Genomic DNA, 26541 nt, shown 5'->3' with positions numbered 1-26541 from the left:
GTGGCGAGATTTCACGTTCCGGCAACCCGGGCCCGTACCATCGCGCCATGGCAAAGGCACCCGTTCTCACCCCGCGGGCGGACGACTTCCCCCGCTGGTACCAGGATCTGATCGCCAAGGCGGAACTGGCCGACAACGGACCGGTGCGCGGCACCATGGTGATCCGACCGTACGGCTACGGGCTGTGGGAGCGGATGCAGGCGGAGATGGACGCCCGCATCAAGGACACGGGCACCCAGAACGCGTACTTCCCGCTGCTGATCCCGCAGTCCTACCTCGCCCGCGAGGCGGACCATGTCGAGGGCTTCGCGCCCGAGCTGGCCGTGGTGACCCACGGCGGTGGCAAGGAGCTGGAGGAGCCGGCGGTCGTCCGGCCCACCTCCGAGATGATCGTCAACGACTACTTCGCGAAGTGGGTGCAGAGCTACCGCGACCTGCCGCTGCTCATCAACCAGTGGGCCAACGTGGTGCGTTGGGAACTGCGGCCCAGGCTGTTCCTGCGCACCACGGAGTTCCTGTGGCAGGAGGGCCACACCGCGCACGCCACGTACGAGGAAGCCCGCGACTTCGCCGCGCGCATCCACCGCCGGGTCTACGAGGACTTCATGGTGAACGTCCTCGCCATGGACGTCGTGGCCGGCCGCAAGACCGCCAAGGAGCGGTTCGCCGGCGCGATCAACACCCTCACGCTCGAAGGCATGATGGGCGACGGCAAGGCCCTCCAGATGGCCACCAGCCACGAGCTGGGACAGAACTTCGCCAAGGCCTTCAACACCTCGTACCTTTCGAAGGACGGTGCGCAGGAACTGGTCTGGCAGACCTCCTGGGGCTCGACGACCCGCATGATCGGCGCCCTGGTGATGATGCACGGCGACGACAACGGCCTACGGGTCCCGCCCCGGCTGGCGCAGATCCAGGCCGTCGTCCTCGCGATCAAGGGCGACGAGGCGGTTCTTGCCAAGGTCCGCGAGGTCGGCGACCGGCTGAAGGCGGCCGGGATCCGTGTCCACGTCGACGACCGCACCGACACGCCGTTCGGGCGGCGCGCGGTCGACTGGGAGCTGAAGGGCGTCCCCGTCCGCGTCGAGATCGGCCCGCGCGATCTGGAGAACGGTACGGCGATGCTGGCCCGGCGCATTCCGGGGGGCAAGGAGCCGGTCGCCCTGGACGCGCTGGCCGGCATGCTGCCCGCGCTCCTGGAGGAGGACCAGGCGCTGCTGCTCAGGCAGGCCCGGGAGCGCCGTGAGTCCCGCACGACGGACGTGTCGACGCTCGCCGAGGCCGTCGAGGTGGCCGCCGCCGGGGGCTGGGCCCGCGTCCCCTGGGCCACACTCGGCGAGGACGGCGAGAACAGGCTGGCCGCGCAGGCGGCGACCGTACGGTGTCTGGTCGCCGAGGACGGGTCGGTGCCGGAGGACGAGAACGCGCCCGGTAACGTCGCGGTGGTCGCGCGCGCCTACTGAGTCGGTGCCCCCGGTCCGGGAGAGCGACGCCCGGAGAGCGACCGAGACGCTGCTCGCGCCGCGGCCGACCCTTCCTCCCCGGCACGTGGACTCCTTCCGCCCGCCGGGGTGGTCCGTCGGCCCCCGGTCGAGTGCAGTGACCGGAGACGGGCGGGCGTATGCAGGACTACGCACCAGCTTGGTAGGAGCTGTGAGGCTTCTCCGCAGATCAGCGCACCCGCCCTCGTCACGACACATCAGCGGCAACTGACGGGTAAGTGCAAATTATTTGGGATGCCCCGGAATAGGAACACAGGGGCACCCCCGCTCGTTGTCATTACGTGAGCACGACACAGACACCACCTGTTCTCGCCGCAGAGCTGGCACAGGCGTGGGCCGACATTCAGCGGTACCACCCCGAGCTGCCGGACCTTGCCGCGCCAGAGTCACTGATCGGGGAGTCGTCGTCCGCCTGCGGTCACGAACTCTCCTTCGAGCGACTGCTTCATGAGGCAGTCCATGGCATCGCCGCAGCCCGCGGCGTCCGCGACACCTCCCGCGCCGGCCGCTACCACAACCGCCGCTTCCTCGCGATCGCCGAGGAACTGGGCCTCGACCACCCTGAGGAACCGCATCCCAGCAGCGGTTTCTCGCTGGTCACGCTCAACCCCGAGGCAAAGCGGCGTTACCGCCCGACGATCGAGCGCCTCCAGCGGGCACTCAAGGCCCACATGGCCGCCACCACCGCCGAGACGACTCGTGCCTTCCGAGGCCCGGCCGCCCGGCACGGCTCCTCCGGTGGCGGCGTCCGCGTCAAGGCCGTCTGCGACTGCGGGCGCAACGTCCGGGTCGTGCCGTCGGTCCTGGCCCAGGCTCCCATCGTGTGCGGCGGCTGCGGCAAGCCGTTCCGTATCCCGGAGGTCATGGGCGCGGCGTGACCGCGGGCGCGGACGTACCGGCATCTCGTGGCTGCCGGTCCGACGGACGCCGCGGGGAGCCGTCACCCGACGGCTCCCCGCGGCGCGGCACGCGCACCTGACGCACGGCCGCCGTGGGCGATCGTGGCGCCGGGTGCTGCTGCCGCATGCCCCGGTGAACCCACGGCTCAGGAGGGCCCTCAGGGTGTGGCAGAATGGCCAGCTGTACTCGACAGCCGCACAGGACCCCTCTCTCCTCCGGCTGACGCGTCCATCGGGCACTCGGGTACCGCAACCCCACGCGGCAATCTGCCGTGCCCAACCACGTCAATCCAGGAGAACTGACTCCCGTGGCAGTCAAGATCAAGCTGAAGCGTCTGGGCAAGATCCGTGCGCCTCACTACCGCATCGTCGTCGCCGACTCCCGTACCCGTCGTGACGGTCGTGCGATCGAGGAGATCGGCAAGTACCACCCGACGTACAACCCGTCGGTCATGGAGGTCGACGCCGACCGCGTGGCCTACTGGCTGAGTGTCGGCGCGCAGCCGACCGAGCCCGTCCTCGCCATCCTGAAGAAGACCGGCGACTGGCAGAAGTTCAAGGGCGAGCCCGCCCCGGCTCCGCTGCTCGTCGCCGAGCCGAAGAAGGCGCGCCCGTCGTTCGAGGCCCTCGGCGGCGACGACGCGGGCAAGGGTGAGGCCATCACCCAGAAGAAGAAGGCTGAGAAGAAGGACGAGGCCGCGGCTGAGTCCGAGTCGACCGAGGCCTGAGCACCATGCTCGAAGAGGCGCTTGAGCACCTCGTGAAGGGCATCGTCGACAACCCCGACGACGTGCAGGTCGCCTCGCGCGACCTGCGCCGTGGGCGGGTGCTCGAGGTCCGGGTCCACCCGGACGACCTCGGCAAGGTGATCGGCCGCAACGGTCGCACCGCACGCGCTCTGCGCACCGTCGTGGGCGCCATCGGCGGCCGCGGTGTCCGCGTCGACCTCGTCGACGTCGACCACGTCCGCTGACGCGTCAGCAGCACCGGCTCGGGCCGGGGAGGGCCACTGGGCCGTCCCCGGCCCGCAGTCGTTACGGCGGTCGTGACGACAGGTACACACGTACGCCAGGCATGACAGGTACGACAGGTACGACAGGTACGACAGGTACGACAGGAGATCTTCGACAGTGCAGCTCGTAGTCGCACGGATCGGCCGCGCCCACGGCATCAAGGGCGAGGTCACCGTGGAGGTCCGCACCGACGAGCCGGAACTGCGGCTCGCCCCCGGCGCCGTACTGGCCACGGACCCCGCCGCCAAGGGTCCGCTCACGATCGAGACCGGCCGGGTGCACAGCGGCCGTCTCCTCCTGCGCTTCGAGGGAGTCACCGACCGCACGGCGGCCGAGGCCCTGCGCAACATCCTCCTGATCGCCGAGGTGGACCCGGAGGAGCTCCCCGAGGAGGAGGACGAGTACTACGACCACCAGCTCATGGACCTGGACGTGGTGACGACGGACGGCGTCGAGGTGGGACGGATCACGGAGATCTCGCACCTGCCCTCCCAGGACCTCTTCATCGTCGAGCGGGCCGACGGGAGCGAGGTGATGATCCCCTTCGTCGAGGCGATCGTCGTCGAGATCGACCTGGAGGAGCAGCGGGCGGTCATCGACCCGCCGCCCGGCCTCATCGACGACCGCGCCGAGATCGCCTCCGCGCGGGACGAGAGCGCGGACGAGGAACTGGACGGGACCGCCGACGAGACCGGGGACGGCTCCTGATGCGTCTCGACGTCGTCACGATCTTCCCGGAGTACCTCGACCCGCTGAACGTCTCCCTGGTCGGCAAGGCACGCGCGCGGGGGCAACTGGACGTCCAGGTGCACGACCTGCGGCGGTGGACGTACGACCGGCACAACACCGTCGACGACACCCCCTACGGCGGCGGCCCCGGCATGGTCATGAAGACGGAGCCGTGGGGCGACGCCCTCGACACCGTCCTCGCCGACGGTTACGAGCAGGGCGCGCACGCCCCCGCGCTCGTCGTCCCCACCCCCAGCGGCCGGCCCTTCACCCAGGAACTCGCCGTCGAACTCTCCGAGCGGCCGTGGCTGATCTTCACCCCGGCCCGCTACGAGGGCATCGACCGGCGCGTCATCGACGAGTACGCCACCCGCATCCCCGTGTACGAGATCTCCATCGGCGACTACGTCCTGGCCGGCGGCGAGGCGGCCGTCCTGGTCGTCACGGAGGCCGTGGCCCGGCTGCTGCCCGGCGTGCTCGGCAACGCCGAGTCCCACCGCGACGACTCCTTCGCGCCCGGCGCCATGGCCGGCCTCCTGGAAGGCCCCGTCTACACCAAGCCGCCCGCCTGGCGCGGCCGGGAGATCCCCGAGGTGCTGCTCAGCGGCCACCACGGGAAGATCGCCCGCTGGCGCCGTGACGAGGCCCTGCGGCGTACGACGGCCAACCGGCCCGACCTGATCGAGCGTTGTGACCCCAAGGCCTTCGACAAGAAGGACCGTGAGATGCTCTCGATCCTGGGCTGGTCACCTGACCCCGACGGTGAGCCGTACGGCCGATTTTGGCGCAGGACCGACGGCGTGGAACAATAGGTCGCTGTTGTGCGCCGTCCGGCGTGCGCCCCTGCCACAGGGGGACATGACGCCCGCCCCGATGTGCACCACTCCCCTTCAGAACTCCTAGTTTCCGTTGATGACCTGTGGCATCAACGAGGAAAGCAGACGAAATGTCTCACCTGCTCGACACCGTCGACTCCGCGTCGCTGCGCAGCGACGTCCCGGCCTTCCGCCCGGGTGACACCGTCAACGTCCACGTCCGCGTCATCGAGGGCAACCGCTCCCGTGTGCAGCAGTTCAAGGGCGTAGTCATCCGCCGTCAGGGCGCCGGTGTCCGCGAGACCTTCACGGTCCGCAAGGTCTCCTTCTCCGTCGGCGTCGAGCGCACCTTCCCGGTGCACACCCCGATCGTCGAGAAGATCGAGCTGGTCACCCGCGGTGACGTGCGTCGCGCCAAGCTGTACTACCTCCGTGAGCTGCGCGGCAAGGCCGCGAAGATCAAGGAGAAGCGCGACAACTGAGCGCCTTCAGGAGTTCATGGCGGGGCCGGATAGCATCTGGCCCCGATGGACACCGAAGCTCAGCCGACGGAGCGCGACCGCTCCTCCCGCCCTTCCGATCCCGGAGCGATCCCGGACCCGGAGGGATCGGAGGAACGGTCGCGTTTCGCGTTGGTGGCGCGGATCACGGACTGGGTGCCGGGCGGGTGGATCAGTCTGACCCTGTCGATCTGCCTGCTGTTCGCGCTGCTCCTCAATCTCTTCGTGGTGAAACCGTTCCAGATTCCCAGCGGATCCATGGAGAACGGATTGAGGATCGGTGACCGCGTGCTCGTAAATAGGTTGGCGTACCGTTTCGGTGCCGAGCCGCGGCGCGGCGACGTCGTGGTGTTCGACGGCACCGGGTACTTCGGGGACGCCGACTACATCAAGCGCGTCGTCGGTGTGGGGGGAGACCACGTGGTCTGCTGCGACAAGGAGGGGAGGATCCAGGTGGACGGCCGGCCGGTCGACGAGTCGACGTTCCTGTATCCGGGCGACAGCCCGTCCACGGTGCCCTTCGACGTGGTGGTGCCCGAGGGCACCCTGTTCGTTCTCGGCGACCACCGCAGTGACTCCAGCGACTCCCGCGACCATCTCGGCTCGCCGGGCGGCGGCATGATTCCCGTCGACGTCGTGATCGGCCGGGCCGACTGGATCGTGTGGCCCTTCGCCCACCTCACCCGCCTGCACCGCCCCAGCGGTTACGCGCGCGTCCCGGGGGCGGGCACCGAGCCGGACCCGGCGGGCGCCCATGGGTAACCGTGGCAAGCCCCGCGGCGTGTCCGACAGCGCCGCGGACAACCTCCTGCCCACCGGCGTCCGGCGCGCCGCCGGCCCCGCCGGCGGCCGCACGCGCGCGGAGCGGCGCAAGCTCCAGCGCAAGGTCAAGCGCAAGCGCAGGCGCAGCGCCGTCCGCGAGATCCCGCTGCTCGTCGGTGTCGCCGTCCTGATAGCGCTCGTCCTGAAGACCTTCCTGGTGCAGGCCTTCGTGATCCCGTCCGGCTCGATGGAGCAGACGATCCAGATCGGCGACCGGGTCCTGGTCGACAAGTTCACCCCGTGGTTCGGCTCCAGGCCGCAGCGCGGGGACGTCGTCGTCTTCAAGGACCCCGGCGGCTGGCTCAAGGACGAGCAGCCCACCACGAAGAAGGAGGACCCCATCGTCGTCAAGCAGATCAAGGAAGGACTCACCTTCATCGGTCTGCTGCCGTCCGACGACGAGAAGGACCTGATCAAGCGGGTCGTGGGCGTGGGCGGCGACCACGTCCAGTGCTGTGACACGCAGGGACGGGTCACCGTCAACGGCGTCCCCCTGAACGAGGCGGACTATCTCCATCCCGCCAACGCCCCCTCGCTCACACCCTTCGACATCACCGTTCCTGAGGGACGCCTGTGGGTGATGGGCGACCACCGGGAGAACTCCGCGGACTCCCGGTCCCACCAGGACACGGAGTACGGCGGCACGGTGTCCGAGGACGGGGTGGTGGGTCGCGCCATGGTCATCGCCTGGCCACTGGGCCACTGGAACTCCCTCAAGGAACCGCAAACCTTTTCCTCCGTGACCGACTCGGCGTCCGGGGCGACCGCGCAGTCCGACGGGTCGCATAGGGTTGCCCCCGACGATCCGAACGGAACGATCCGACTCCCGAGCCCTGCGGAACTCCCGCTCGTTATGGGAGTGGTGGGCCTGCGCCGCATGTGGGGCAGGCAGCGGCACAGAGTGAGGAGTTGGCGTGGGGGATGTGGCGGTTGGCGCACGGTCGGGGCACGACGGCGAGGAGCACCGCGGACACCCCGTGGACGCGGCCGGTCCGGCCGCGGACGGCGCTGTGACCTCCGGGAGTGATGCCCCGGCGGCCGGAGACGACGGGCCCGGGGACGGTCAGCCTCCCGTGACGGCAGAGGGCTCCGGTGACGGGGCCCCCAGGGCGAAGAAGCCGCGCTCCTTCTGGAAGGAACTGCCGATCCTGATCGGCATCGCGCTCGTCCTGGCGCTGCTGATCAAGACGTTCCTGGTGCAGGCGTTCTCCATCCCTTCCGACTCGATGCAGAACACCCTCCAGGAGGGCGACCGCGTCCTCGTCGACAAGCTCACCCCGTGGTTCGGCTCCGAGCCCGAGCGGGGCGAGGTCGTCGTCTTCCACGACCCGGACGCCTGGCTCGCCGGCGAGCCCACCGCGGAGCCGAACGCGATCCAGACCTTCCTCAGCTGGATCGGCCTGATGCCGTCGGTGGAGGAGAAGGACCTGATCAAGCGGGTGATCGGGGTCGGCGGTGACACCGTCTCCTGTAACAAGACCGGCCCGCTGAGGGTCAACGGCAAGGCGCTGAACGAGCCGTACGTGTACCCGGGCAACACCCCGTGCAGCATGGACGACCAGGGCGGCCAGTTCACGGTGAAGGTCCCCGAGGGCTTCATCTGGGTGATGGGCGACCACCGCCAGAACTCGCGCGACTCCCGCTACAACCAGTCCGACAAGAACCACGGCATGGTCCCCGTCGACCAGGTCGTCGGCCGCGCCATCGTCAAGGCCTGGCCGATCAACCGCTGGGGCACGCTGCCGGTGCCGGACACCTTCGACCAGGACGGTCTCAAGACCCGGTCGGCGGCCTCGGCCGCCCTCACGGTCGCGCCGCAGAGCGTCGCCCTCGTCGGTGTCGTCCCGGTGGTCCTGTGGCGCCGCCGGCGGACCGACGTGGCCGAGACCCGCTGATCCGGCCAGGACCCGGCGATCCGCCCTGGACCGGCTGATCCGCCCCTGGACCGGTTGGTCCGCTCGGGGGACCGGTTTGACCGCTCGGGGGACCGGTTTGACCGGCTCGGGTCCGGTGGATCCGCCAGGGGATTCCGCCGATCCGCATGGGGACCGGTGATCCGCCGGGGACCTGGGGAGGGGCTGGGCAAACCCTTCCTCAAGCCACGGCACGGGCCGGGACGAGGGGCTGACCCGGCTCGGTACCGCCCGGTAGGGTGCGGATCCATGGGTGGCGAGAGCACGACACGGACGGCCCCGCACAACGGCGGTGGCACCAGCAGTGGCCCGGTGGGCAGCCGGACCGGACACGTTCTGTCCGGTGTGGCCGTCGCGCTGGGCCTCGCGCTGTTCCTCGGCGGATTCGGCTGGGCTGCGCTCATCTACCGGCCGTACACCGTGCCCACCAGCTCGATGACGCCGACGATCCACGCCGGTGACCGGGTCCTCGCCCAGGTCGTGGACGGTGACGAGGTGCGCCGCGGTGACGTCGTCGTCTTCACCGACAAGACGTGGGCGAGCAACGCGCCCGTGGTCAAGCGGGTCGTCGCGGTCGGCGGGGACACCGTCTCCTGCTGCACCGAGGGCAAGCTGACCGTCAACGGCAAGCAGATCGAGGAACCGTATCTGCCCGAGGGCAGCCTCGCCGAGATCACGGACTTCCCGACCGTGAAGGTCCCCGAGGGCCGCCTCTTCCTGCTCGGCGACGAACGCCAGGGCTCCCTGGACTCCACCGCCCACCTCACGGACGCCGCCAGCGGCACGGTCGCGCGCGGTTCCGTCAAGGCCCGCGTGGACGCCGTCGTATGGCCCATGAACGGCATGCTCAAGCGCCCCACCGGCTTCACGTCGCTGGGCGCGCTGTCCGAGCCGGGCCCACTGCGCACGATCGGCTGGCTGATCGTGGCCGGCGCGGTGCTCGTCCTCGGCGGCGGCGCGTACGGCCCGATCGCCAAGCGCGCCGCCCGGGGCCGCGCCGGCACGCGCCGGGAGCCCGCCGGTGCCCGCTGAGACGACGGACGCGGGCGTCGACCCGTACGAGGGCGGACTGCGCAAGGTCGCCCGGGTGGTGCTTCTCGACCCCGACGACCGCGTCCTCCTGCTGCACGGTCATGAGCCGGACGATCCGGCCGACGACTGGTGGTTCACGCCCGGTGGGGGCGTGGAGGGCGACGAGACCCGTGAACAGGCCGCGCTGCGGGAACTCGCGGAGGAGACCGGCATCACCGAGGTCGACCTCGGCCCGGTGCTGTGGCGCCGGAGGTGCTCCTTCCCGTTCGCGGGCCGCCGCTGGGACCAGGACGAGTGGTACTACCTGGCCCGTACGACGGTGACCGCGACCGGGGCGACGGCCCTGACCGAGCTGGAGCGGCGGAGCGTCTCCGGAGCGCGCTGGTGGACGTGCCGGGAACTGACCCAGGCACATGAGACGGTGTATCCGACCAGACTCGCCGGGCTGCTGAGCAGGCTGCTCGACGAAGGTCCTCCGGCCCGGCCCGTGACCCTTGACACGGAAATCGTCTAGCGGCGCACGGGACTGGCGCACAATGGGGGGATCGCACGGCTGAAGGGGAACATGCCATGAGCGCCGAGGACCTCGAGAAGTACGAGACCGAGATGGAGCTGAAGCTCTACCGGGAGTACCGCGACGTCGTCGGTCTGTTCAAATACGTGATCGAGACCGAGCGGCGTTTCTACCTGACCAATGACTACGAGATGCAGGTGCACTCGGTCCAGGGTGAGGTGTTCTTCGAGGTGTCGATGGCGGATGCCTGGGTTTGGGACATGTATCGGCCGGCCCGGTTCGTGAAGCAGGTGCGCGTACTCACGTTCAAGGACGTGAACATCGAGGAGCTGAACAAGAGCGATCTGGAGCTTCCGGGCGGGTGAGCGTCCCCCGGAGGGGTGACGGAGTTTTCCACAGTCCCTGACTTGTGCACCAAGATCCTTTCCGGTGCCGGGGATGCGTGAACGTGGGCGCCGGAGGTGGTGCCGACATGAACACGCATCTGGCACGAGGGGCACTCGGCAGGTACGGCGAGGAGCTGGCCGCCCGGCGGCTGGCCGACGCCGGGATGGCCGTCCTGGAGCGCAACTGGCGCTGCGGCAGGACCGGAGAGATCGACATCGTCGCGCGGGACGGCGACGTGCTGGTCTTCTGCGAGGTGAAGACCCGCAGGGACGGCGGTTTCCAGCACCCCATGGCGGGGGTGACGCCCGAGAAGGCCGAGCGGCTGCGCGGACTCGCCGAGCGATGGATCCAGACGCACGGGGGAGCCCCGCCGGGCGGCGTCCGCATCGACCTGGTCGGCGTCCTCCTGCCCCGCCGCGGGGCCGCTCTCGTCGAGCATGTGCGGGGGGTGGCCTGAATGGGGTTCGCGCGTACCTGCTCGGTGGCGCTCGTGGGCGTGGAAGGCGTCGTGGTCGAGGTCCAGGCCGACCTGGAGCCCGGAGTGGCGGCGTTCACGCTGGTGGGGCTGCCCGACAAGAGCCTGAGCGAGAGCCGGGACCGGGTACGGGCGGCCGTGGTGAACTCGGGCGGTGAATGGCCGCAGAAGAAGCTCACCGTCGGCCTCAGCCCCGCCTCCGTGCCCAAGGCCGGAAGCGGCTTCGATCTCGCCATCGCCAGTGCCGTGCTCGGCGCGGCCGAGCGGATCGACCCGCGGGTGCTCGCCGACATCGTGATGGTCGGGGAGCTGGGTCTCGACGGACGGGTCCGCCCGGTCCGCGGGATGCTTCCCGCGGTGCTGGCCGCGGCGGACGCCGGCTACGAACAGGTGGTGGTGCCCGAGTGCGCCGCCGCGGAGGCCTCCCTGGTCCCCGGCGTCTCCGTGCTGGGGGTGCGCAGTCTGCGCCAGCTGATCGCCGTCCTCGCCGACGAACCGGTGCCCGACGAGGAACCGGAGGAGCCGGGACGGCCGGACCCGCTCATGGCCGGGCTGCGGATGCCCGGCACCGGCGGGCACGGTCTCGGTGCCGCCCCGCACGACCACGGGCACGACCTCGCGGACGTCGTGGGACAGCGGTCGGCGCGCACGGCGGTCGAGGTGTCCGCGGCGGGCGGTCACCACCTGTTCCTGGAAGGGCCGCCAGGAGCGGGCAAGACCATGCTCGCGGAGCGCATGCCGGCCGTCCTGCCCCGGCTGAGCCGGGAAGAGTCCCTGGAGGTCACGGCCGTCCACTCGGTCGCCGGGCTGCTGCCGCCGGGCAAGCCGCTCATCGACGTCCCCCCGTACTGCGCCCCGCACCACTCGGCCACCATGCAGGCACTCGTCGGCGGCGGCCCCCACATCGCCCGGCCCGGAGCCGTGTCGATGGCTCACCGCGGCATTCTCTTCCTCGACGAGACCCCCGAATTCAGCACCCACGCCCTGGACGCCCTGCGACAGCCCCTGGAAGCGGGACACGTCGTGATCGCGCGCAGCGCCGGGGTGGTGCGGTTTCCCGCGCGGTTCCTCATGGTGCTGGCGGCGAATCCGTGCCCGTGCGGCCGGTTCTCGCAGCGCGACACCCTGTGCGAGTGCCCGCCCTCGGCGATCCGCCGCTACCAGGCCCGACTCTCCGGGCCGCTGCTCGACCGGGTGGACCTGCGGGTCGAGGTCGACCAGGTCAGCCGGGCCCAGCTGACCCACCGCGGACCCGGCGGCGACTCCACGGCGACCGTCGCCGACCGGGTCCGTGCCGCACGGGAGCGCGCGGGAGCCCGGCTGGCGGGCACACCCTGGCGCACCAACAGCGAGGTGCCGGGACGGGAGCTGCGCAGCCGTTGGCATCCTGTGTCCGGCGCGATGGAGGAGGCCGAGCGGAGTCTGGAGCGGGGGGTGCTCACCGCCCGCGGGCTGGACCGCGTCCTGCGCGTCGCCTGGACCGTCGCCGACCTCGTCGGACACGACCGGCCCGACGCGGGGGACGTCGCCCTGGCCCTGCAACTGCGTACGGGGGTCCCGCGCGGCGTGCCGATGGCGCTCGGAGCGCTGACATGAGGGGCACCGGCGAGCCGGACGGGGAACGGCTCGCGCGGGCCTTCCTCACACGGGTGCTCGAACCCGGCGACGAGATCGGCGGCGGCTGGGTGCGTGAGCGCGGCGCCGGAGAGGTGGTGCGGCGGCTGCGGGACGGCGGGGAGGTCCTGCCCGGCGTGACCGAGCAGCGTTGGGCCGGGATCCTGGCGCGGGCCGCCCGGGCCCAGCCCGAGCGGGACCTCGCCGTCGCCCGGGAGACCGGAGTGCGGTTCGTGTGCCCGGGGGACACCGAGTGGCCCGGTCCGCTGGACGACCTCGGGGACGCCCGGCCGCTGGGCCTGTGGGTCCGCGGTCGGCCCAGCCTGCGGATGTGGGCGCTCAGGTCGGTCGCGGTCGTCGGCGCCCGCGCCTGCACCGAGTACGGCGCGCACATGGCGGCCACCCTCGCCGCCGGACTCGCCGAGCGCGGCTGGGTGGTGGTCTCCGGCGGTGCCTACGGAGTCGACGGCGCCGCTCACCGGGGCGCGCTCGCCGCGGGCGGTGCCACCGTCGCCGTACTGGCCTGCGGGGTCGACCGGCCCTATCCGCGCGGGCACACCGCGCTGATCGACCGCATCGCGGAACAGGGGTTGGTGGTGGGGGAGTTGCCGCCCGGGGACCATCCCACGCAGAGCAGGTTCATCCTGCGCAACCGGGTCATCGCCGCGCTCACCGGGGGCACCGTGGTCGTCGAGGCGGCCTACCGCAGTGGTTCCCTCGTGACCGCGCGGGCCGCGCTGCGGCTGGGCCGGCACACGATGGGTGTCCCGGGGCCCGCGACCAGCGGACTGTCGGCGGGGGTGCACGAGCTCCTGCGTGGAGAAGCCGTGCTGGTCACCGACGCCGCGGAGGTCGTCGAACTGGTCGGCGGCATCGGAGAACTGGCCCCGGAGCGGCGCGGCCCGGTGCTGCCCCGCGACCTGCTGGAGCCGGACGCCCGGCGCGTCCTGGCCGCGCTTCCCGGCCGGCGGGCCGCGGCGGTCACCGAGATCGCCCGCGAGGGCGGAACCACCACGGACGACGCCATCGCGAGACTGTACGAACTCAGGGCGCTCGGTTACGTCGAACGACACGGCGACGACTGGAAGTTGACACGCCAGGCGATGGTCTCCCTCCGGGCGGGGGAACGCCCGTGTTGACCGAGGCGGTTCGGCCGTCCGGGGGAATGCCGAACCCCTTGCGCACGCCCGCAGTTGACGCGACCGCCGGTCACGCAGGGCGACCGCCCTGCCCCGCGGGGGCGCCCAGCGGAACGTATCTGCGGACAGGGTCAGACACGCTGTACGCACACCGCGACAGTCCAGTCACGCTACGCTCACGAGGATTACGGCACAGACCGGCCACTCGGCACCACCGACAGCAGACCGACGGCTCACTTCAGACACCCCCACCGCGCGCACATCACGGCAGAACGACACAAGGCGACGAATGCCCCAGCACACCTCCGGGTCCGACCGGGCGGCGATCCCCCCAGCCGCCCGTGACGGTGGCGTGCGGCCGCCCGCTCCCTCGACACTCGACGAGCTGTGGCGGTCGTACAAGGCGACGGGGGACGAACGGCTGCGGGAGCAGCTGATCCTGCACTACTCGCCCCTCGTGAAGTACGTGGCGGGAAGAGTGAGCGTCGGGTTGCCGCCCAACGTGGAGCAGGCGGACTTCGTGTCCTCGGGGGTGTTCGGCCTGATCGACGCGATCGAGAAGTTCGACATCGAGCGGGAGATCAAGTTCGAGACGTACGCGATCACCCGGATCCGGGGCGCGATGATCGACGAGCTGCGGGCGCTGGACTGGATCCCCCGGTCCGTACGGCAGAAGGCGCGGAACGTGGAACGGGCCTACGCCACCCTGGAGGCGCGGCTCCGGCGGACACCGTCGGAGGTCGAGGTGGCCGCCGAGCTGGGTATCGCGGTGGACGATCTGCACTCGGTGTTCAGTCAGTTGTCGCTGGCCAACGTGGTGGCCCTGGAGGAACTGCTGCATGTCGGCGGCGAGAGCGGCCTCAGCGTCATGGACACGCTGGAGGACACCACCGCGGACGACCCCGTGGAGGTGGCCGAGGACCGGGAGCTGCGGCGGTTCCTGGCCCGCGCCATCAACACGCTGCCCGAGCGGGAGAAGACGGTCGTGACGCTCTACTACTACGAGGGGCTGACCCTCGCCGAGATCGGCAACGTGCTGGGGGTCACCGAGAGCCGGGTCAGTCAGATCCACACCAAATCCGTGCTCCAGTTGCGCGCGAAGCTGGCGAGCTTCGGGCGTTGACCTGGGCGGACCGTGGCCGTGCGGCGGTCGTGCGGGCGGAGCCACTCCCCGTGCGGGTGCGGCGTCCGTACAGTGGTTGACGTGCCAAGGATTCGAGCGGCCTCCGTGGCCGAGCACCGGTCGATGCAGCGAGCCGCCCTGCTGGACGCGGCTCGTTCGCTGTTGTCCGAGGGCGGTACGGAGGCGCTGACCTTCCCCGCCCTCGCCGAGCGGACGGGGCTCGCACGCTCCTCCGTGTACGAGTACTTCCGGTCACGGGCGGCCGTGGTCGAGGAGCTGTGCGAGGTCGACTTCCCCGTCTGGGCGGCCGAGGTCGGGGCGGCGATGGCCGCGGCGGACGGGCCGGGGGCCAAGGTCGAGGCGTATGTGCGGCGGCAGCTCGCGCTGGTCGGGGACCGGCGGCACCGAGCCGTGGTGGCGATCTCGGCGAGCGAGCTGGACGCGGGGGCACGGGAGAAGATCCGTGCCGCGCACGGGGGTCTCGTGGCGATGATCGTCGAGGCGGTGGAGGAGCTGGGGCATGCGGAGCCGCGGTTGGCGGCGATGTTGGTGCAGGGGGTGGTGGACGCGGCTGTGCGGAGGATCGAGCTGGGCGTGGAGGAGCCGTCCGTGGTGACGGAGGCGGCGGTGGGGATGGTCACGCGGGGGGTTCGGGGGTAGGTCCCGCGTCCTTCATGTGATCAGGGCAACGGCACGCCCAGTACCGGTAGCAGCCGTGACGGGGCCCTTCTTCCCAGCCATGCGGGGAGCAGGGACAGCGGGTTCAGGTAGGTCCCGTCTCCGCGCAGGCCCCAGTGGAGGCATGCGGTGGGGCAGTGGGAGGGCGCGGGGGCGAGGGTGCCGATCGTCTGGGCCGGGCTGATCTCGTCGCCCTCGGTGACCGACGGACGTACCGGCTCGTAGGTCGTGCGCAGGGGCGGGATGCCCGTGCCCGTCAGTTCCAGGGAGACCACGCCTCTGCCCGCGACCTGGCCCGCGAAGAGCACCCGGCCCGCCGCGACGGCCCGTACCGGGGCGCCGGCGGGGGCCGCCAGGTCGACACCCCGGTGGCCCCGGGCGTACGGGGACGCCGGGGGGTCCCAGCCGCGTACCACCGCGGGGCGGGTGCCTACCGGCCAGGACCGGGCGATCGCCGGGACCGGAATCGGCACCGCGACCGGCGGCGGAGCCGCGACCGGAGCCGGAGTCGCGACCGGGGGCGGCGGCGAGGGTGTCGCGCCGGCCGTCGAGGCCGTCGCCGTGAACAGGAGGCCCAGCAGCAGGGCGGGCAGTCGTACGACACGCATGGGGGAACCGTCCCGCTCGCGGACCGACGGCGCCCGGACCTGTGGACCACTCCCCGGTTGTGGACAGCGGCGTCACCCGTACCGGGCGGGTCCGCGCGGACCTGTGGACCACTCCCCGGTCGCACAGCGGCGTCACCCGCCGCCCCGCGGGTCCCGTACACTTCTTCTGGCGATCCGGGTCACCGGGTCGACTTCGCACGCCCCGGTACCGGGGCCCCGACATCGGTCGGATTCCGGTATCTGCGCCCCTCGGTCCTTCGTGGCTCGGCGCATCGCGGGCGTCAGGCGCGGGAATCGTCCGGTCCCCGCGGCACAACCGAGAAAAACGAGGAGAACGGCCATGGCCGTCGTCACGATGCGGGAGCTGCTGGAGAGCGGCGTCCACTTCGGTCACCAGACCCGTCGCTGGAACCCGAAGATGAAGCGCTTCATCTTCACCGAGCGCAACGGCATCTACATCATCGACCTGCTCCAGTCGCTGTCGTACATCGACCGCGCCTACGAGTTCGTCAAGGAGACCGTCGCCCACGGCGGCACGGTCATGTTCGTCGGCACGAAGAAGCAGGCGCAGGAGGCCATCGCCGAGCAGGCCACCCGCGTCGGCATGCCCTACGTCAACCAGCGCTGGCTGGGCGGCATGCTCACCAACTTCTCGACCGTCTACAAGCGTCTGCAGCGCCTCAAGGAGCTCGAGCAGATCGACTTCGAGGACGTCGCCGCGTCGGGTCTGACGAAGAAGGAGCTCCTGGTCCTCTCGCGTGAGAAGACCAAGCTCGAGAAGACCCTCGGTGGTATCCGCGAGATGTCCAAGGTTCCCAGCGCCGTCTGGATCGTGGACACCAAGAAGGAGCACATCGCGGTCGGCGAGGCCCGGAAGCTCAACATCCCGGTCGTCGCCATCCTCGACACCAACTGCGACCCCGACGAGGTCGACTACAAGATCCCGGGCAACGACGACGCGATCCGCTCCGTCACCCTGCTCACCCGCGTGATCGCCGACGCCGTGGCCGAGGGCCTCATCTCCCGCTCCGGTGTCGCCACCGAGGGCAAGGGCGAGAAGGCCGCCGGCGAGCCGCTGGCCGAGTGGGAGCGCGACCTGCTCGAGGGCGAGAAGAAGGCGGACTCGGACGAGGCCGCCGAGAAGCCGGCCGAGGCCGCTGCCGAGGCGCCCGCCGCCGAGGAGGCCCCGGCTGCGGAGGCCCCGGCCGCCGAGGCCGAGGCTCCGGCCGCCGAGGCTCCGGCCGCCGAGGACGAGCAGGCCTGACCCGTCGGGCCGTGCGACGGCGGGAGCGGTGACATCACGTCCGCTCCCGCCGTTCACCCGTAGGTCAGCGGCGGGTCACGGCCCTACAGCTCCATGTAGGCCAATGACCCCGTAGATCTTCGATCTTCCAGACTTCGAGAAAGACTCACAGACTCATGGCGAACTACACCGCCGCCGACGTCAAGAAGCTCCGCGAGCTCACCGGCGCCGGCATGATGGACTGCAAGAAGGCGCTGGACGAGGCCGAGGGCAACGTCGACAAGGCCGTCGAGGCGCTCCGTATCAAGGGCCAGAAGGGCGTCGCCAAGCGCGAAGGCCGCTCCGCCGAGAACGGCGCCGTGGTCTCGGTCATCGCCGACGACAACTCCTCCGGCGTCCTCGTCGAGCTGAAGTGCGAGACGGACTTCGTCGCCAAGGGCGAGAAGTTCCAGGCCGTCGCCAACGCGATCGCCGAGCACGTCGCCAAGACCTCCCCGGCCGACATCGAGGCGCTGCTGGCCTCCGAGATCGAGCCCGGCAAGACCGTCCAGGCGTTCGTGGACGAGGCCAACGCCAACCTGGGCGAGAAGATCGTCCTGGACCGCTTCGCGCAGTTCGCGGACGGCTACGTGTCCGTCTACATGCACCGCACGATGCCCGACCTGCCCCCGCAGATCGGTGTCCTCGTCGAGCTGGACAAGCCCAACGCCGAGGTCGCCAAGGGCATCGCCCAGCACATCGCCGCCTTCGCGCCGAAGTACCTCTCCAAGGAGGACGTGCCGGCCGAGGTCGTCGAGTCGGAGCGTCGCATCGCCGAGGAGACCACCCGCGCCGAGGGCAAGCCCGAGGCCGCGATCGCCAAGATCGTCGAGGGTCGTCTCAACGGCTTCTTCAAGGACGCCACGGTCCTCGGTCAGCCGTACGCCCTGGACAACAAGAAGTCCGTGCAGAAGGTCCTGGACGAGGCCGGTGTCACCCTGAAGCGCTTCGCGCGCATCAAGGTCGGCATCTGAGTCCGTGCCGCGACGGACACCCGGCCCGATAGGGTCGGCAGCAGTCGTCCGTGGACGCCGTCACCTGGCGTGTGACGGACGACAGCAGATCTGACGAGGAGGCCATTGCCGCGCATGGGTTGCGAACACCCCACCGGCAGTGGCCTTCTTCGTATGTGCACCACGTGAAAGAGGCGGGATCTCCCATGACCACCACCAACGCTCCCCACAAGAGCGACGACGGCAACGTGAGCGGACGCTTCCTGCTGAAGCTGTCCGGAGAGGCTTTCGCCGGTGGCGGCAGCCTGGGTGTCGACCCCGACGTGGTGCACAAGATCGCCCGCGAGATCGCGGCCGTCGTGCGTGACGGGGCGCAGATCGCGGTGGTCATCGGCGGCGGCAACTTCTTCCGCGGCGCAGAACTCCAGGTACGCGGCATGGACCGGGCCCGCTCGGACTACATGGGCATGCTCGGCACGGTCATGAACTGCCTCGCCCTCCAGGACTTCCTGGAGAAGGAGGGCATCGACAGCCGCGTCCAGACCGCCATCACCATGGGCCAGGTCGCCGAGCCGTACATCCCGCTGCGCGCCGTGCGCCACCTGGAGAAGGGCCGCGTGGTCATCTTCGGCGCCGGTATGGGCATGCCGTACTTCTCCACCGACACCACCGCCGCCCAGCGCGCCCTGGAGATCGACGCCGAGGCACTCCTGATGGGCAAGAACGGCGTGGACGGCGTCTACGACTCCGACCCGAAGACCAACCCCGAGGCCGTCAAGTTCGACGCCCTCGGCTACGGCGAGGTCATCACCCGCGAGCTGAAGGTCGCCGACGCCACCGCCATCACGCTGTGCCGCGACAACAAGCTCCCGATCCTCGTCTTCGAGCTTCTCGCCGAGGGCAATATCGCGCGGGCCGTCAAGGGTGAGAAGATCGGCACGCTGGTGAGTGAGGAAGGCAGCCGGGCCTGACCGGTGCAACTCCCCGGTCCGGTCCGTAGGAACCCCGGTTCGTACGACAGCACCTGACCGGGCGACGGACCCGGGTCGGGGGATGGACAATGTCCTGCCGGTCGGGAACCGTGCAGGAAGAAGACGCGACGCAGCCGGCCGCCGCCTCCGCCAGGAACCGCAGCCGGGCCTACTCAAGACACGCAGGAGCAAGTGGTGATCGAAGAGACCCTCCTCGAGGCCGAGGAGAAGATGGAGAAGGCCGTCGTGGTCGCCAAGGAGGACTTCGCCGCGATCCGCACCGGCCGTGCGCACCCGGCGATGTTCAACAAGATCGTGGCCGACTACTACGGCGCGCCGACGCCGATCAACCAGCTGGCTTCGTTCTCCGTGCCGGAGCCGCGGATGGCAGTCGTGACCCCGTTCGACAAGAGCGCGCTGCGCAACATCGAGCAGGCGATCCGTGACTCGGACCTGGGCGTCAACCCCAGCAACGACGGCAACATCATCCGAGTGGTGTTCCCCGAGCTGACCGAGGAGCGCCGCCGCGACTACATCAAGGTGGCCAAGAGCAAGGGCGAGGACGCCAAGGTGTCCATCCGCGCCGTGCGCCGCAAGGCCAAGGACGCCATCGACAAGCTCGTCAAGGACGGCGAGGTCGGCGAGGACGAGGGCCGCCGCGCGGAGAAGGAACTCGACGACACCACCGCGAAGTACGTCGCGCAGGTGGACGAGCTCCTGAAGCACAAGGAAGCGGAGCTGCTCGAGGTCTGATGAACGACTCTTCCTGGGGCGCTCCGCCACGTGCCGGTTCACAGGCCGGGTACTGGGGGCCCAACGATCACGGGGCCGTCCCGCACGGACCTGTCCGGGGGGCTGCCTCGGCGGGTCCCGCGTACGATGCGCCTGAGGCGCAGCAGACTCGCCCCATGCCCATCGTCCCCGACGTGCCGGCTCATGGCGGAGACCAGGACGACGACCGGGGGGCCGCTCGGCTGGGCGGCCCCCCGTTCCGCGACGAGACGTTCCGCGGCGGGCCCCACGGCGGGACGTTCCGGAACGAGACGTCCCCAGCGGGGACGTTCCGTGACGACACCCCGTCGGCACAGCCCCCTGCGGCGGTGCCGCAGAATCCGGAGCCCATGCCCGACGCACCACAGCCGGCACCCGCCCCGCAGAAGAAGACCGCGGGCCGTGACCTGACTGCGGCCATAGGCGTCGGCGTCGGACTCGGCGCGGTGATCATCGCCTCGCTGTTCGTCGTCAAGGCCGTGTTCGTCGGCGTCATCGCGGTCGCCGTCGTCGTCGGCCTGTGGGAACTGACCAGCCGTCTCCAGGAGCGCAAGGGCATCAAGGCTCCTCTGGTGCCGCTCGCGGTCGGTGGCGCGGCCATGGTCGTCGCCGGGTACGCCCGCGGCGCCGAGGGTGCCTGGGTCGCCATGGCCCTGACCGCGCTGGCGGTCCTCGTCTGGCGGATGACGGAACCGCCGGAGGGCTACCTCAAGGACGTCACGGCCGGTGTCTTCGCGGCCTTCTACGTCCCGTTCCTGGCCACCTTCGTCGCCATGATGCTCACCGCGGACGACGGAGCGCGCCGCGTCTTGACGTTCCTGCTCCTGACCGTGGTCAGCGACACCGGGGCGTACGCCGTCGGCTGGCGCTTCGGCAAGCACAAGCTCGCTCCGCGCATCAGCCCCGGCAAGACGCGTGAGGGGCTGCTCGGCGCGGTGTCGTTCGCGATGGTCGTCGGCGCGCTGTGCATGGAGTTCGTGATCGAGGACGGCACCTGGTGGCAGGGCCTGCTGCTGGGCCTGGCGGTCGCCGCCAGCGCCACCCTCGGTGACCTCGGCGAGTCCATGATCAAGCGGGACCTCGGCATCAAGGACATGGGCACCCTGCTCCCCGGCCACGGCGGCATCATGGACCGTCTGGACTCGCTGCTGCCCACCGCGCCGGTGGTGTGGCTGTTGCTGGTGCTGTTCGTGGGGTCCGGCTGAGGGGGGCGCCGGCCCTCCCCACGAGCCCCAGTCCGCCCCACGAGCCCCCGTCCCCGCGGACGGGGGCTCGTGGCGTGACCCGCCGCTCGCGCAGAACGGGCGGCGCAGGCCGAAGCTGTACTGCGGAGGAATGGCACCGGACGAAGAGGTGCGCCGGCGTGATCGGCGGGCTGTTCCGAGCCGACCGGGCACCCGAGTCGGTCTGCGCCACCGCACGTGCTGTGCCTGCACCCGGATGAGCGGGCGGAGCCGACAGCAGGGCCCTGGCCGCGTTGTCGGCACTACGGAACCTCTTCGATGGCGCTGGGCCGCTCTGGGCCGCCAGTTTGGCGCAGCCGCACCTCTTCGGGTGCCGTCCCCGGGCCGTCCGAAGCCGACCAAGGTTGACAGCCGGCACCCACGGGTGACCACCCCCACCCCGCTCCGGCCTGGGGTCCCGCGGATGATCTGCCACACTGGACGTGTTATGCCTGCACCCGGAGAACTCACTTTCGTCGCCCCCCGCGGAGCCAAGAAGCCGCCGCGGCACCTCGCCGACCTCTCGCCCGCCGAGCGGAAGGAGGCGGTGGCGGAGATCGGTGAGAAGCCGTTCCGCGCCAAACAGCTGTCCCAGCACTACTTCGCGCGGTTCGCGCACGACCCGGCCGAGTGGACCGACATTCCCGCCGGTGCCCGCGAGAAGCTGCGCGAGGCCCTGCTGCCCGAGCTGATGACGGTCGTACGGCATCTGTCGACGGACCAGGGGACCACCCGCAAGACGCTGTGGCGGCTGTTCGACGGCACGCTCGTGGAGTCGGTGCTGATGCGGTACCCGGACCGGGTCACCATGTGCATCAGTTCGCAGGCCGGCTGCGGGATGAACTGCCCGTTCTGCGCGACGGGGCAGGCCGGGCTGGACCGTAACCTGTCCACCGCCGAGATCGTGCACCAGATCGTGGACGGGATGCGGGCGCTGCGCGACGGGGAGGTCCCCGGCGGGCCGGCCAGGCTGTCCAACATCGTGTTCATGGGGATGGGCGAGCCGCTCGCCAACTACAAGCGGGTCGTCGGCTCCATCCGCGCGCTCACCGATCCCGCGCCCGACGGGCTGGGGCTCTCGCAGCGCGGGATCACCGTCTCGACCGTGGGGCTGGTTCCGGCGATCAACCGGTTCTCCGACGAGGGCTTCAAGTGCCGGCTCGCCATCTCGCTGCACGCCCCCGACGACGAGCTGCGTGACACGCTCGTCCCCGTGAACACGCGGTGGAAGGTGCGCGAGGTGCTGGACGCCGGTTTCGAGTACGCCGAGAAGTCCGGGCGTCGGCTGTCCATCGAGTACGCGCTGATCCGCGACATCAACGACCAGGCCTGGCGGGGCGACCGGCTCGGGCGGATGCTCAAGGGCCGGCCCGTGCATGTGAACCTGATCCCGCTGAACCCGACGCCGGGCTCCAAGTGGACCGCGTCCCGGCCCGAGGACGAGAAGGCGTTCGTCGAGGCCATCGCGGCGCACGGGGTACCCGTCACCGTCCGGGACACCCGTGGCCAGGAGATCGACGGGGCGTGTGGTCAGCTCGCCGCCACCGAGCGGTAGTCTGACCGACGTAAGTACCGACTTGAGCACTGTCCTGTTCTCGGACAGGTTCATGAACCAGACATCTTCATATTCCGACAGGGGAGCGCCACAGCGCTGAGAGTGCGGCAACCGGGCCGCAGACCCTCTGAACCTCGCCCAGGTCATTCTGGGTAGGAAGTTCGGTCACTACTCGAGCTGTTGCGCCCTGCTCGGGCACCCCTCGCGGGTCCCGGGCGGGGCCGCGTCTCTTCCTGGTCACCTCCAGGAGGAATTCCAGTGCACACCAGGACGTTCGTGACCGCGGCCGTCGGTCTCGGTCTCGTCACGCTGTCCGCCTGCGGATCGTCGGACGCCGGCGGTTCCTCGCAGAGCTCGGACAAGACCGTCACCCTCGTCAGCCATGATTCGTGGGCCGTCTCCGATGACGTGCTCGCCGACTTCGAGAAGCAGTCCGGCTACCGGGTGAAGGTCCTCAAGGACGGCGACGCCGGGCAGGCCGTCAACAAGGCGATCCTCACCAAGGACAACCCGCAGGGCGACGTCTTCTTCGGCGTCGACAACACGCTCCTGTCCCGCGCGCTCGACAACGGCCTCTTCCAGCCGTACGAGGCCCGGGGACTCGACCAGGTCGAGGGGCAGTACCAGCTGGACGCGGGCAAGCACCGGGTCACCCCCGTCGACTACGGCGACATCTGCGTCAACTACGACAAGAAGTACTTCGCCGACCACAAGCTGGCGCCGCCCGCCACCTTCGACGACCTGGCGAAGCCGGCGTACAGGAACCTCCTCGTCACCGAGAACGCCTCCACCTCCTCGCCCGGCCTCGGCTTCCTGCTGGGCACCGCCGCCGAGTACGGGGACGGGGACCGGGGAGGCTGGGAGGACTACTGGAAGAAGCTCAAGGCCAACGGCGTGAAGGTGGTCGACGGCTGGGAGCAGGCCTACAACGAGGAGTTCTCCGGCTCGGCCGGCGGCAGGAAGGCCGGCGGGGACCGGCCGCTCGTCGTGTCCTACGCCTCCTCGCCGCCCGCCGAGGTGATCTACGCCGATCCGAAGCCGACGACCGCGCCGACCGGCGTGGCGACCGGCACCTGCTTCCGGCAGGTCGAGTTCGCCGGACTGCTGAGCAACGCGAAGAACAGCGCGGGCGGCAAGGCGCTGATCGACTTCATGCTCTCGAAGGAGTTCCAGGAGAGCATGCCGCTCAACATGTTCGTCTACCCGGTGGCGAAGGGCGCGGCCGTGCCCGCCGAGTTCACCGAGTACGGCCCGGCCGCCAAGGATCCCCAGACGATGGACCCGGCGAAGATCGCCGCGGGCCGCGACCAGTGGGTCAAGTCGTGGACCTCGCTCGTACTGAAGTAGACCGGCGGGCGGCCACGCGACGCCGGCGTACCGGGAGCGCGACGCGGCTGGGTCTCATGGCCGCGCCCGTCGCGTTCTTCGGGCTGTTCTTCGCCTATCCGGTCGGCGCGATCCTCGCGCGCGGACTGCACTCCGGTGGCGGCTGGCACTTCGGACGCCTGTTCGATGTGCTCGGGCAGGCCGACATCCGGCACGTCCTGTGGTTCACCACCTGGCAGGCGCTCGCCTCCACCGCGCTCACCCTGCTGATCGCGCTGCCCGCCGCCTACGTCTTCGCCCGCTTCTCCTTCCCCGGCAAACAGGTCCTGCGGGCGGTGGTGACCGTCCCCTTCGTCCTGCCGACCGTCGTCGTAGGTACCGCGTTCCTGGCACTGGTCGGGCGCGGCGGTCTCCTCGACGACCTGTGGGGTGTACGGCTGGACACCACCGTGTGGGCGATCCTGCTCGCGCACGTCTTCTTCAACTACGCCGTCGTCGTGCGGACGGTCGGCGGACTGTGGGCGCAGCTCGACCCGCGGCAGGAGGAGGCCGCCCGGATGCTGGGCGCCTCGCCCTTCCGGGCCTGGCGGCAGGTCACCCTGCCGGCCCTTGCGCCGGCCGTGGCCGCCGCCACGCTCATGGTGTTCCTCTTCACCTTCACCTCCTTCGGCGTGGTGCAGATCCTCGGCGGGCCGACGTTCTCCACGCTGGAGGTGGAGATCTACCGGCAGACCTCGGAGATCTTCGACCTGTCGACGGCCGCCGTCCTCACGATCGTCCAGTTCGCCGCCGTGGGCGCGATCCTCGCCGTGCACGCCTGGACGGTACGGCGGCGGGAGAGCGCGCTGCGGCTGGTGGACGCGGCCGGGACGGCGCGGCGGCCGCGCGGCGCCGGGCAGTGGGCCCTGCTGGCCGGGGTGCTCGGCACCGTCGCGCTGCTGCTCGTGCTGCCGCCGGCCGTGCTGGTGCAGCGCTCCCTCGACGCCCCCGACCTCGCCTACTACCGGGCGTTGACCAGCGACGACGGCAACGTGTTCCTGGTCCCGCCGATCGAGGCGATCGGCAATTCGCTGGAGTACGCCCTCGCCGCCACCGTGATCGCGGTGACGATCGGCGGGCTGGCGGCGGCGGCCCTGACCCGGCGGGACGCCGGGCGCCTGGTCCGCGGGTTCGACGCGCTGCTGATGCTGCCGCTGGGCGTCTCCGCGGTGACCGTCGGCTTCGGCTTTCTGATCGCGCTCGACGAACCTCCGCTGAACCTGCGGGCCAGCTGGATCCTGGTGCCGCTCGCGCAGGCGTTGGTCGGCGTGCCGTTCGTCGTACGGACCATCCTGCCGGTGCTGCGGGCCGTGGACGAGCGGCTGCGGGAGGCCGCGGCCGTGCTCGGGGCGTCGCCGTGGCGGGTGTGGCGGGAGGTGGACCTGCCGATGGTGCGACGGGCGCTGCTGGTCGCGGCCGGGTTCGCCTTCGCCGTGTCGCTGGGGGAGTTCGGCGCGACGGTGTTCATCGCGCGGCCCGACAACCCGACCCTGCCCGTCGCCGTGGCACGGTTGCTGGGGCGGGCCGGCGAGATGAACTACGGCCAGGCGATGGCACTTTCGACGATTCTGATGCTGGTGTGCGCGATCGCCCTGCTGGTGCTGGAGCGGCTGCGCACCGACCGTACGGGGGAGTTCTGATGCTGCGGCTCGAAGGCGCGACCGTGCGGTTCGGAGGGCGGGCGGTACTGGACGCCGTCGATCTCGCCGTCGCCGAGCGCGAGGTGGTGTGCGTGCTCGGGCCCAGCGGCAGCGGCAAGTCGACGCTGCTGAGGGTCGTGGCCGGACTGCAACCCCTCGACGCCGGACGGGTCGTGCTCGACGGACGTGACCAGGCGGACGTGCCCGCGCACCGGCGCGGTCTGGGGCTGATGTTCCAGGACCATCAGCTGTTCCCGCAGCGGGACGTGGGCGGCAACGTCGCCTTCGGCCTGCGCATGCGCGGCACCGACCGGCGCCGACAGCGGGAACGGGTACACGAGTTGCTCGACCTGGTCGGGCTGCCGGATGCCGCCCGGCGGTCCGTCGCCGCGCTCTCCGGTGGTGAGCAGCAGCGGGTCGCGCTGGCCCGAGCGCTCGCGCCCAGCCCACGGCTGCTCATGCTGGACGAGCCGCTCGGGCAGCTCGACCGGACGCTGCGGGAACGCCTCGTCGTCGAACTCAGGGAACTGTTCGCCCGGTTGGGCACCACGGTGCTGGCCGTCACCCACGACCAGGGCGAGGCGTTCGCGCTGGCCGACCGGGTCGTGGTGATGCGGGACGGCCGGATCGCCCAGTCCGGCACGCCGCTCGAGGTGTGGCAGCGGCCGGCGGACGCGTTCGTGGCCCGCTTCCTCGGCTTCGACAACGTGGTGGAGGCGAGCGTCGCCGGGGAGGCCGCGGACACGCCCTGGGGCAAGACGCCGGTGCCCCCCGGTTCCCCGCAGGGCGCCCGGACGCTGCTCGTGCGGCCGGCGGGGGTACGGCTGGTCGACGCCCGGCTGGGCCTGCCGTGCACGGTCGCCGCCCGCACCTTCAAAGGCACCCATGTCGCCGTCCACCTTCAGCCGGAGGACGCGCCGCGCCTGGAGGCCGCCTGTGCGCTGCGGCTCGCGCCGGAGGTCGGGGACACGGTCGGAGTGGAGTTCGACTCGGCCGAAATCGTCGTGCTCGACTGATC

General features: G+C 70.8%; 28 protein-coding genes. 27 read left to right on the top strand and 1 reads right to left on the bottom strand.

The annotated features are described in order from the left end of the window. Positions 1–47: 47 nt before the first annotated feature. The 18 genes from proS to ACZ5Y0_RS23615 all read left to right on the top strand — a co-directional run bounded on the left by proS (position 48) and on the right by ACZ5Y0_RS23615 (position 15137). Entirely contained in the window at positions 48–1463 is a 1416-nt protein-coding gene (gene proS, locus ACZ5Y0_RS23700; RefSeq protein WP_469130682.1) for a proline--tRNA ligase, read from the top strand. 320 nt (positions 1464–1783) lie between these two features. Further along, the gene (locus tag ACZ5Y0_RS23695; RefSeq protein WP_469130681.1) at positions 1784–2380 is read left to right on the top strand and encodes a hypothetical protein; all 597 of its coding nucleotides are present in this window, start codon (positions 1784–1786) and stop codon (positions 2378–2380) included. Positions 2381–2709: 329 nt separating this feature from the next. Further along, entirely contained in the window at positions 2710–3129 is a 420-nt protein-coding gene (gene rpsP, locus ACZ5Y0_RS23690; protein ID WP_469130680.1) for a 30S ribosomal protein S16, read from the top strand. A gap of 5 nt (positions 3130–3134) precedes the next feature. Further along, positions 3135–3374 carry an RNA-binding protein gene (locus tag ACZ5Y0_RS23685; RefSeq protein ID WP_005479813.1) on the top strand — a complete coding sequence of 80 codons (240 nt, stop codon included), beginning with the start codon at positions 3135–3137 and terminating at the stop codon, positions 3372–3374. A gap of 157 nt (positions 3375–3531) precedes the next feature. Then, positions 3532–4122, top strand: a complete 591-nt coding sequence (gene rimM / locus ACZ5Y0_RS23680; protein WP_469130679.1) for a ribosome maturation factor RimM — start codon at positions 3532–3534, stop codon at positions 4120–4122. Next, complete coding sequence (gene trmD, locus ACZ5Y0_RS23675; protein WP_469130678.1) at positions 4122–4955, top strand: tRNA (guanosine(37)-N1)-methyltransferase TrmD; 834 nt, start codon at positions 4122–4124, stop codon at positions 4953–4955. The genes rimM and trmD overlap by 1 nt, the downstream gene beginning before the upstream one ends. Positions 4956–5089: 134 nt before the next feature. Continuing rightward, complete coding sequence (rplS, locus tag ACZ5Y0_RS23670) at positions 5090–5440, top strand: 50S ribosomal protein L19 (protein ID WP_010353847.1); 351 nt, start codon at positions 5090–5092, stop codon at positions 5438–5440. A 45-nt stretch (positions 5441–5485) separates the two neighbouring features. Next, complete coding sequence (gene lepB / locus ACZ5Y0_RS23665) at positions 5486–6220, top strand: signal peptidase I (RefSeq protein WP_469130677.1); 735 nt, start codon at positions 5486–5488, stop codon at positions 6218–6220. After that, complete coding sequence (gene lepB / locus ACZ5Y0_RS23660) at positions 6213–7307, top strand: signal peptidase I (RefSeq protein WP_469130676.1); 1095 nt, start codon at positions 6213–6215, stop codon at positions 7305–7307. The genes lepB (ACZ5Y0_RS23665) and lepB (ACZ5Y0_RS23660) overlap by 8 nt, the downstream gene beginning before the upstream one ends. Then, entirely contained in the window at positions 7195–8175 is a 981-nt protein-coding gene (lepB, locus tag ACZ5Y0_RS23655; RefSeq protein ID WP_469130675.1) for a signal peptidase I, read from the top strand. Before lepB (ACZ5Y0_RS23660) ends, lepB (ACZ5Y0_RS23655) begins: the two co-directional genes overlap by 113 nt. A 267-nt stretch (positions 8176–8442) precedes the next feature. Continuing rightward, entirely contained in the window at positions 8443–9225 is a 783-nt protein-coding gene (gene lepB / locus ACZ5Y0_RS23650; RefSeq protein ID WP_469130674.1) for a signal peptidase I, read from the top strand. Then, positions 9215–9739 (top strand): NUDIX hydrolase, encoded by a 525-nt coding sequence (locus tag ACZ5Y0_RS23645; protein ID WP_469130673.1) that lies wholly within the window; start codon positions 9215–9217, stop codon positions 9737–9739. Before lepB (ACZ5Y0_RS23650) ends, ACZ5Y0_RS23645 begins: the two co-directional genes overlap by 11 nt. 56 nt (positions 9740–9795) lie before the next feature. Then, on the top strand, positions 9796–10104 hold the full coding sequence (locus ACZ5Y0_RS23640; RefSeq protein ID WP_003965949.1) for a DUF2469 domain-containing protein: 309 nt from the start codon (positions 9796–9798) through the stop codon (positions 10102–10104). A 77-nt stretch (positions 10105–10181) separates the two neighbouring features. Continuing rightward, positions 10182–10583 carry a YraN family protein gene (locus ACZ5Y0_RS23635; protein ID WP_469130672.1) on the top strand — a complete coding sequence of 134 codons (402 nt, stop codon included), beginning with the start codon at positions 10182–10184 and terminating at the stop codon, positions 10581–10583. Next, positions 10584–12197 (top strand): YifB family Mg chelatase-like AAA ATPase, encoded by a 1614-nt coding sequence (locus tag ACZ5Y0_RS23630; RefSeq protein WP_469130671.1) that lies wholly within the window; start codon positions 10584–10586, stop codon positions 12195–12197. After that, positions 12194–13354 (top strand): DNA-processing protein DprA, encoded by a 1161-nt coding sequence (gene dprA, locus ACZ5Y0_RS23625; protein WP_469130670.1) that lies wholly within the window; start codon positions 12194–12196, stop codon positions 13352–13354. Before ACZ5Y0_RS23630 ends, dprA begins: the two co-directional genes overlap by 4 nt. Before the next feature lie 289 nt (positions 13355–13643). After that, the gene (whiG, locus tag ACZ5Y0_RS23620) at positions 13644–14477 is read left to right on the top strand and encodes an RNA polymerase sigma factor WhiG (RefSeq protein ID WP_469130669.1); all 834 of its coding nucleotides are present in this window, start codon (positions 13644–13646) and stop codon (positions 14475–14477) included. A 105-nt stretch (positions 14478–14582) separates the two neighbouring features. Beyond that, on the top strand, positions 14583–15137 hold the full coding sequence (locus tag ACZ5Y0_RS23615; protein ID WP_469130732.1) for a TetR/AcrR family transcriptional regulator: 555 nt from the start codon (positions 14583–14585) through the stop codon (positions 15135–15137). A 20-nt stretch (positions 15138–15157) separates the two neighbouring features. On the opposite strand, the gene ACZ5Y0_RS23610 is transcribed toward ACZ5Y0_RS23615, so the two are convergent. After that, positions 15158–15763, bottom strand: coding sequence for a murein hydrolase activator EnvC family protein (locus ACZ5Y0_RS23610; RefSeq protein ID WP_469130668.1), 606 nt, complete (start codon positions 15761–15763; stop codon positions 15158–15160). A 340-nt stretch (positions 15764–16103) separates the two neighbouring features. Here ACZ5Y0_RS23610 and rpsB point away from each other — a divergent pair, with 340 nt between their 5' ends. The 9 genes from rpsB to ACZ5Y0_RS23565 all read left to right on the top strand — a co-directional run bounded on the left by rpsB (position 16104) and on the right by ACZ5Y0_RS23565 (position 26539). Continuing rightward, the gene (gene rpsB / locus ACZ5Y0_RS23605; protein WP_469130667.1) at positions 16104–17027 is read left to right on the top strand and encodes a 30S ribosomal protein S2; all 924 of its coding nucleotides are present in this window, start codon (positions 16104–16106) and stop codon (positions 17025–17027) included. Positions 17028–17182: 155 nt separating this feature from the next. Then, on the top strand, positions 17183–18019 hold the full coding sequence (gene tsf / locus ACZ5Y0_RS23600) for a translation elongation factor Ts (RefSeq protein ID WP_366059832.1): 837 nt from the start codon (positions 17183–17185) through the stop codon (positions 18017–18019). A gap of 185 nt (positions 18020–18204) precedes the next feature. Further along, complete coding sequence (gene pyrH / locus ACZ5Y0_RS23595; RefSeq protein WP_469130666.1) at positions 18205–18969, top strand: UMP kinase; 765 nt, start codon at positions 18205–18207, stop codon at positions 18967–18969. A 195-nt stretch (positions 18970–19164) separates the two neighbouring features. Then, positions 19165–19722 carry a ribosome recycling factor gene (gene frr / locus ACZ5Y0_RS23590; protein ID WP_073499094.1) on the top strand — a complete coding sequence of 186 codons (558 nt, stop codon included), beginning with the start codon at positions 19165–19167 and terminating at the stop codon, positions 19720–19722. Next, positions 19722–20945 (top strand): phosphatidate cytidylyltransferase, encoded by a 1224-nt coding sequence (locus ACZ5Y0_RS23585; protein WP_469130665.1) that lies wholly within the window; start codon positions 19722–19724, stop codon positions 20943–20945. Before frr ends, ACZ5Y0_RS23585 begins: the two co-directional genes overlap by 1 nt. A gap of 466 nt (positions 20946–21411) precedes the next feature. Beyond that, on the top strand, positions 21412–22518 hold the full coding sequence (rlmN, locus tag ACZ5Y0_RS23580; RefSeq protein WP_469130664.1) for a dual-specificity RNA methyltransferase RlmN: 1107 nt from the start codon (positions 21412–21414) through the stop codon (positions 22516–22518). 258 nt (positions 22519–22776) lie between these two features. Next, positions 22777–23865, top strand: coding sequence for a thiamine ABC transporter substrate-binding protein (locus tag ACZ5Y0_RS23575; RefSeq protein WP_469130663.1), 1089 nt, complete (start codon positions 22777–22779; stop codon positions 23863–23865). Next, positions 23841–25523: an ABC transporter permease gene (locus tag ACZ5Y0_RS23570; protein WP_469130662.1), complete on the top strand. Its 1683-nt coding sequence runs from the start codon at positions 23841–23843 to the stop codon at positions 25521–25523. Before ACZ5Y0_RS23575 ends, ACZ5Y0_RS23570 begins: the two co-directional genes overlap by 25 nt. Next, entirely contained in the window at positions 25523–26539 is a 1017-nt protein-coding gene (locus ACZ5Y0_RS23565; protein WP_469130661.1) for an ABC transporter ATP-binding protein, read from the top strand. Before ACZ5Y0_RS23570 ends, ACZ5Y0_RS23565 begins: the two co-directional genes overlap by 1 nt. Positions 26540–26541 lie beyond the last annotated feature (2 nt).

It is taken from the genome of Streptomyces sp. NPDC033216 (assembly GCF_055577115.1).
Note: the sequence above shows the minus strand (reverse complement) of the source record. Positions and strands in the feature narration are given on the sequence as shown.

Coding starts and splice junctions, on each gene's coding strand:
- proS (WP_469130682.1), top strand. CDS start 48: ATGGCAAAGGCACCCGTTCTCACCCCGCGGGCGGACGACTTCCCCCGC.
- ACZ5Y0_RS23685 (WP_005479813.1), top strand. CDS start 3,135: ATGCTCGAAGAGGCGCTTGAGCACCTCGTGAAGGGCATCGTCGACAAC.
- trmD (WP_469130678.1), top strand. CDS start 4,122: ATGCGTCTCGACGTCGTCACGATCTTCCCGGAGTACCTCGACCCGCTG.
- rplS (WP_010353847.1), top strand. CDS start 5,090: ATGTCTCACCTGCTCGACACCGTCGACTCCGCGTCGCTGCGCAGCGAC.
- lepB (WP_469130677.1), top strand. CDS start 5,486: ATGGACACCGAAGCTCAGCCGACGGAGCGCGACCGCTCCTCCCGCCCT.
- lepB (WP_469130676.1), top strand. CDS start 6,213: ATGGGTAACCGTGGCAAGCCCCGCGGCGTGTCCGACAGCGCCGCGGAC.
- lepB (WP_469130674.1), top strand. CDS start 8,443: ATGGGTGGCGAGAGCACGACACGGACGGCCCCGCACAACGGCGGTGGC.
- ACZ5Y0_RS23640 (WP_003965949.1), top strand. CDS start 9,796: ATGAGCGCCGAGGACCTCGAGAAGTACGAGACCGAGATGGAGCTGAAG.
- ACZ5Y0_RS23630 (WP_469130671.1), top strand. CDS start 10,584: ATGGGGTTCGCGCGTACCTGCTCGGTGGCGCTCGTGGGCGTGGAAGGC.
- dprA (WP_469130670.1), top strand. CDS start 12,194: ATGAGGGGCACCGGCGAGCCGGACGGGGAACGGCTCGCGCGGGCCTTC.
- whiG (WP_469130669.1), top strand. CDS start 13,644: ATGCCCCAGCACACCTCCGGGTCCGACCGGGCGGCGATCCCCCCAGCC.
- ACZ5Y0_RS23610 (WP_469130668.1), bottom strand. CDS start 15,763: ATGCGTGTCGTACGACTGCCCGCCCTGCTGCTGGGCCTCCTGTTCACG.
- rpsB (WP_469130667.1), top strand. CDS start 16,104: ATGGCCGTCGTCACGATGCGGGAGCTGCTGGAGAGCGGCGTCCACTTC.
- tsf (WP_366059832.1), top strand. CDS start 17,183: ATGGCGAACTACACCGCCGCCGACGTCAAGAAGCTCCGCGAGCTCACC.
- pyrH (WP_469130666.1), top strand. CDS start 18,205: ATGACCACCACCAACGCTCCCCACAAGAGCGACGACGGCAACGTGAGC.
- ACZ5Y0_RS23585 (WP_469130665.1), top strand. CDS start 19,722: ATGAACGACTCTTCCTGGGGCGCTCCGCCACGTGCCGGTTCACAGGCC.
- rlmN (WP_469130664.1), top strand. CDS start 21,412: ATGCCTGCACCCGGAGAACTCACTTTCGTCGCCCCCCGCGGAGCCAAG.
- ACZ5Y0_RS23565 (WP_469130661.1), top strand. CDS start 25,523: ATGCTGCGGCTCGAAGGCGCGACCGTGCGGTTCGGAGGGCGGGCGGTA.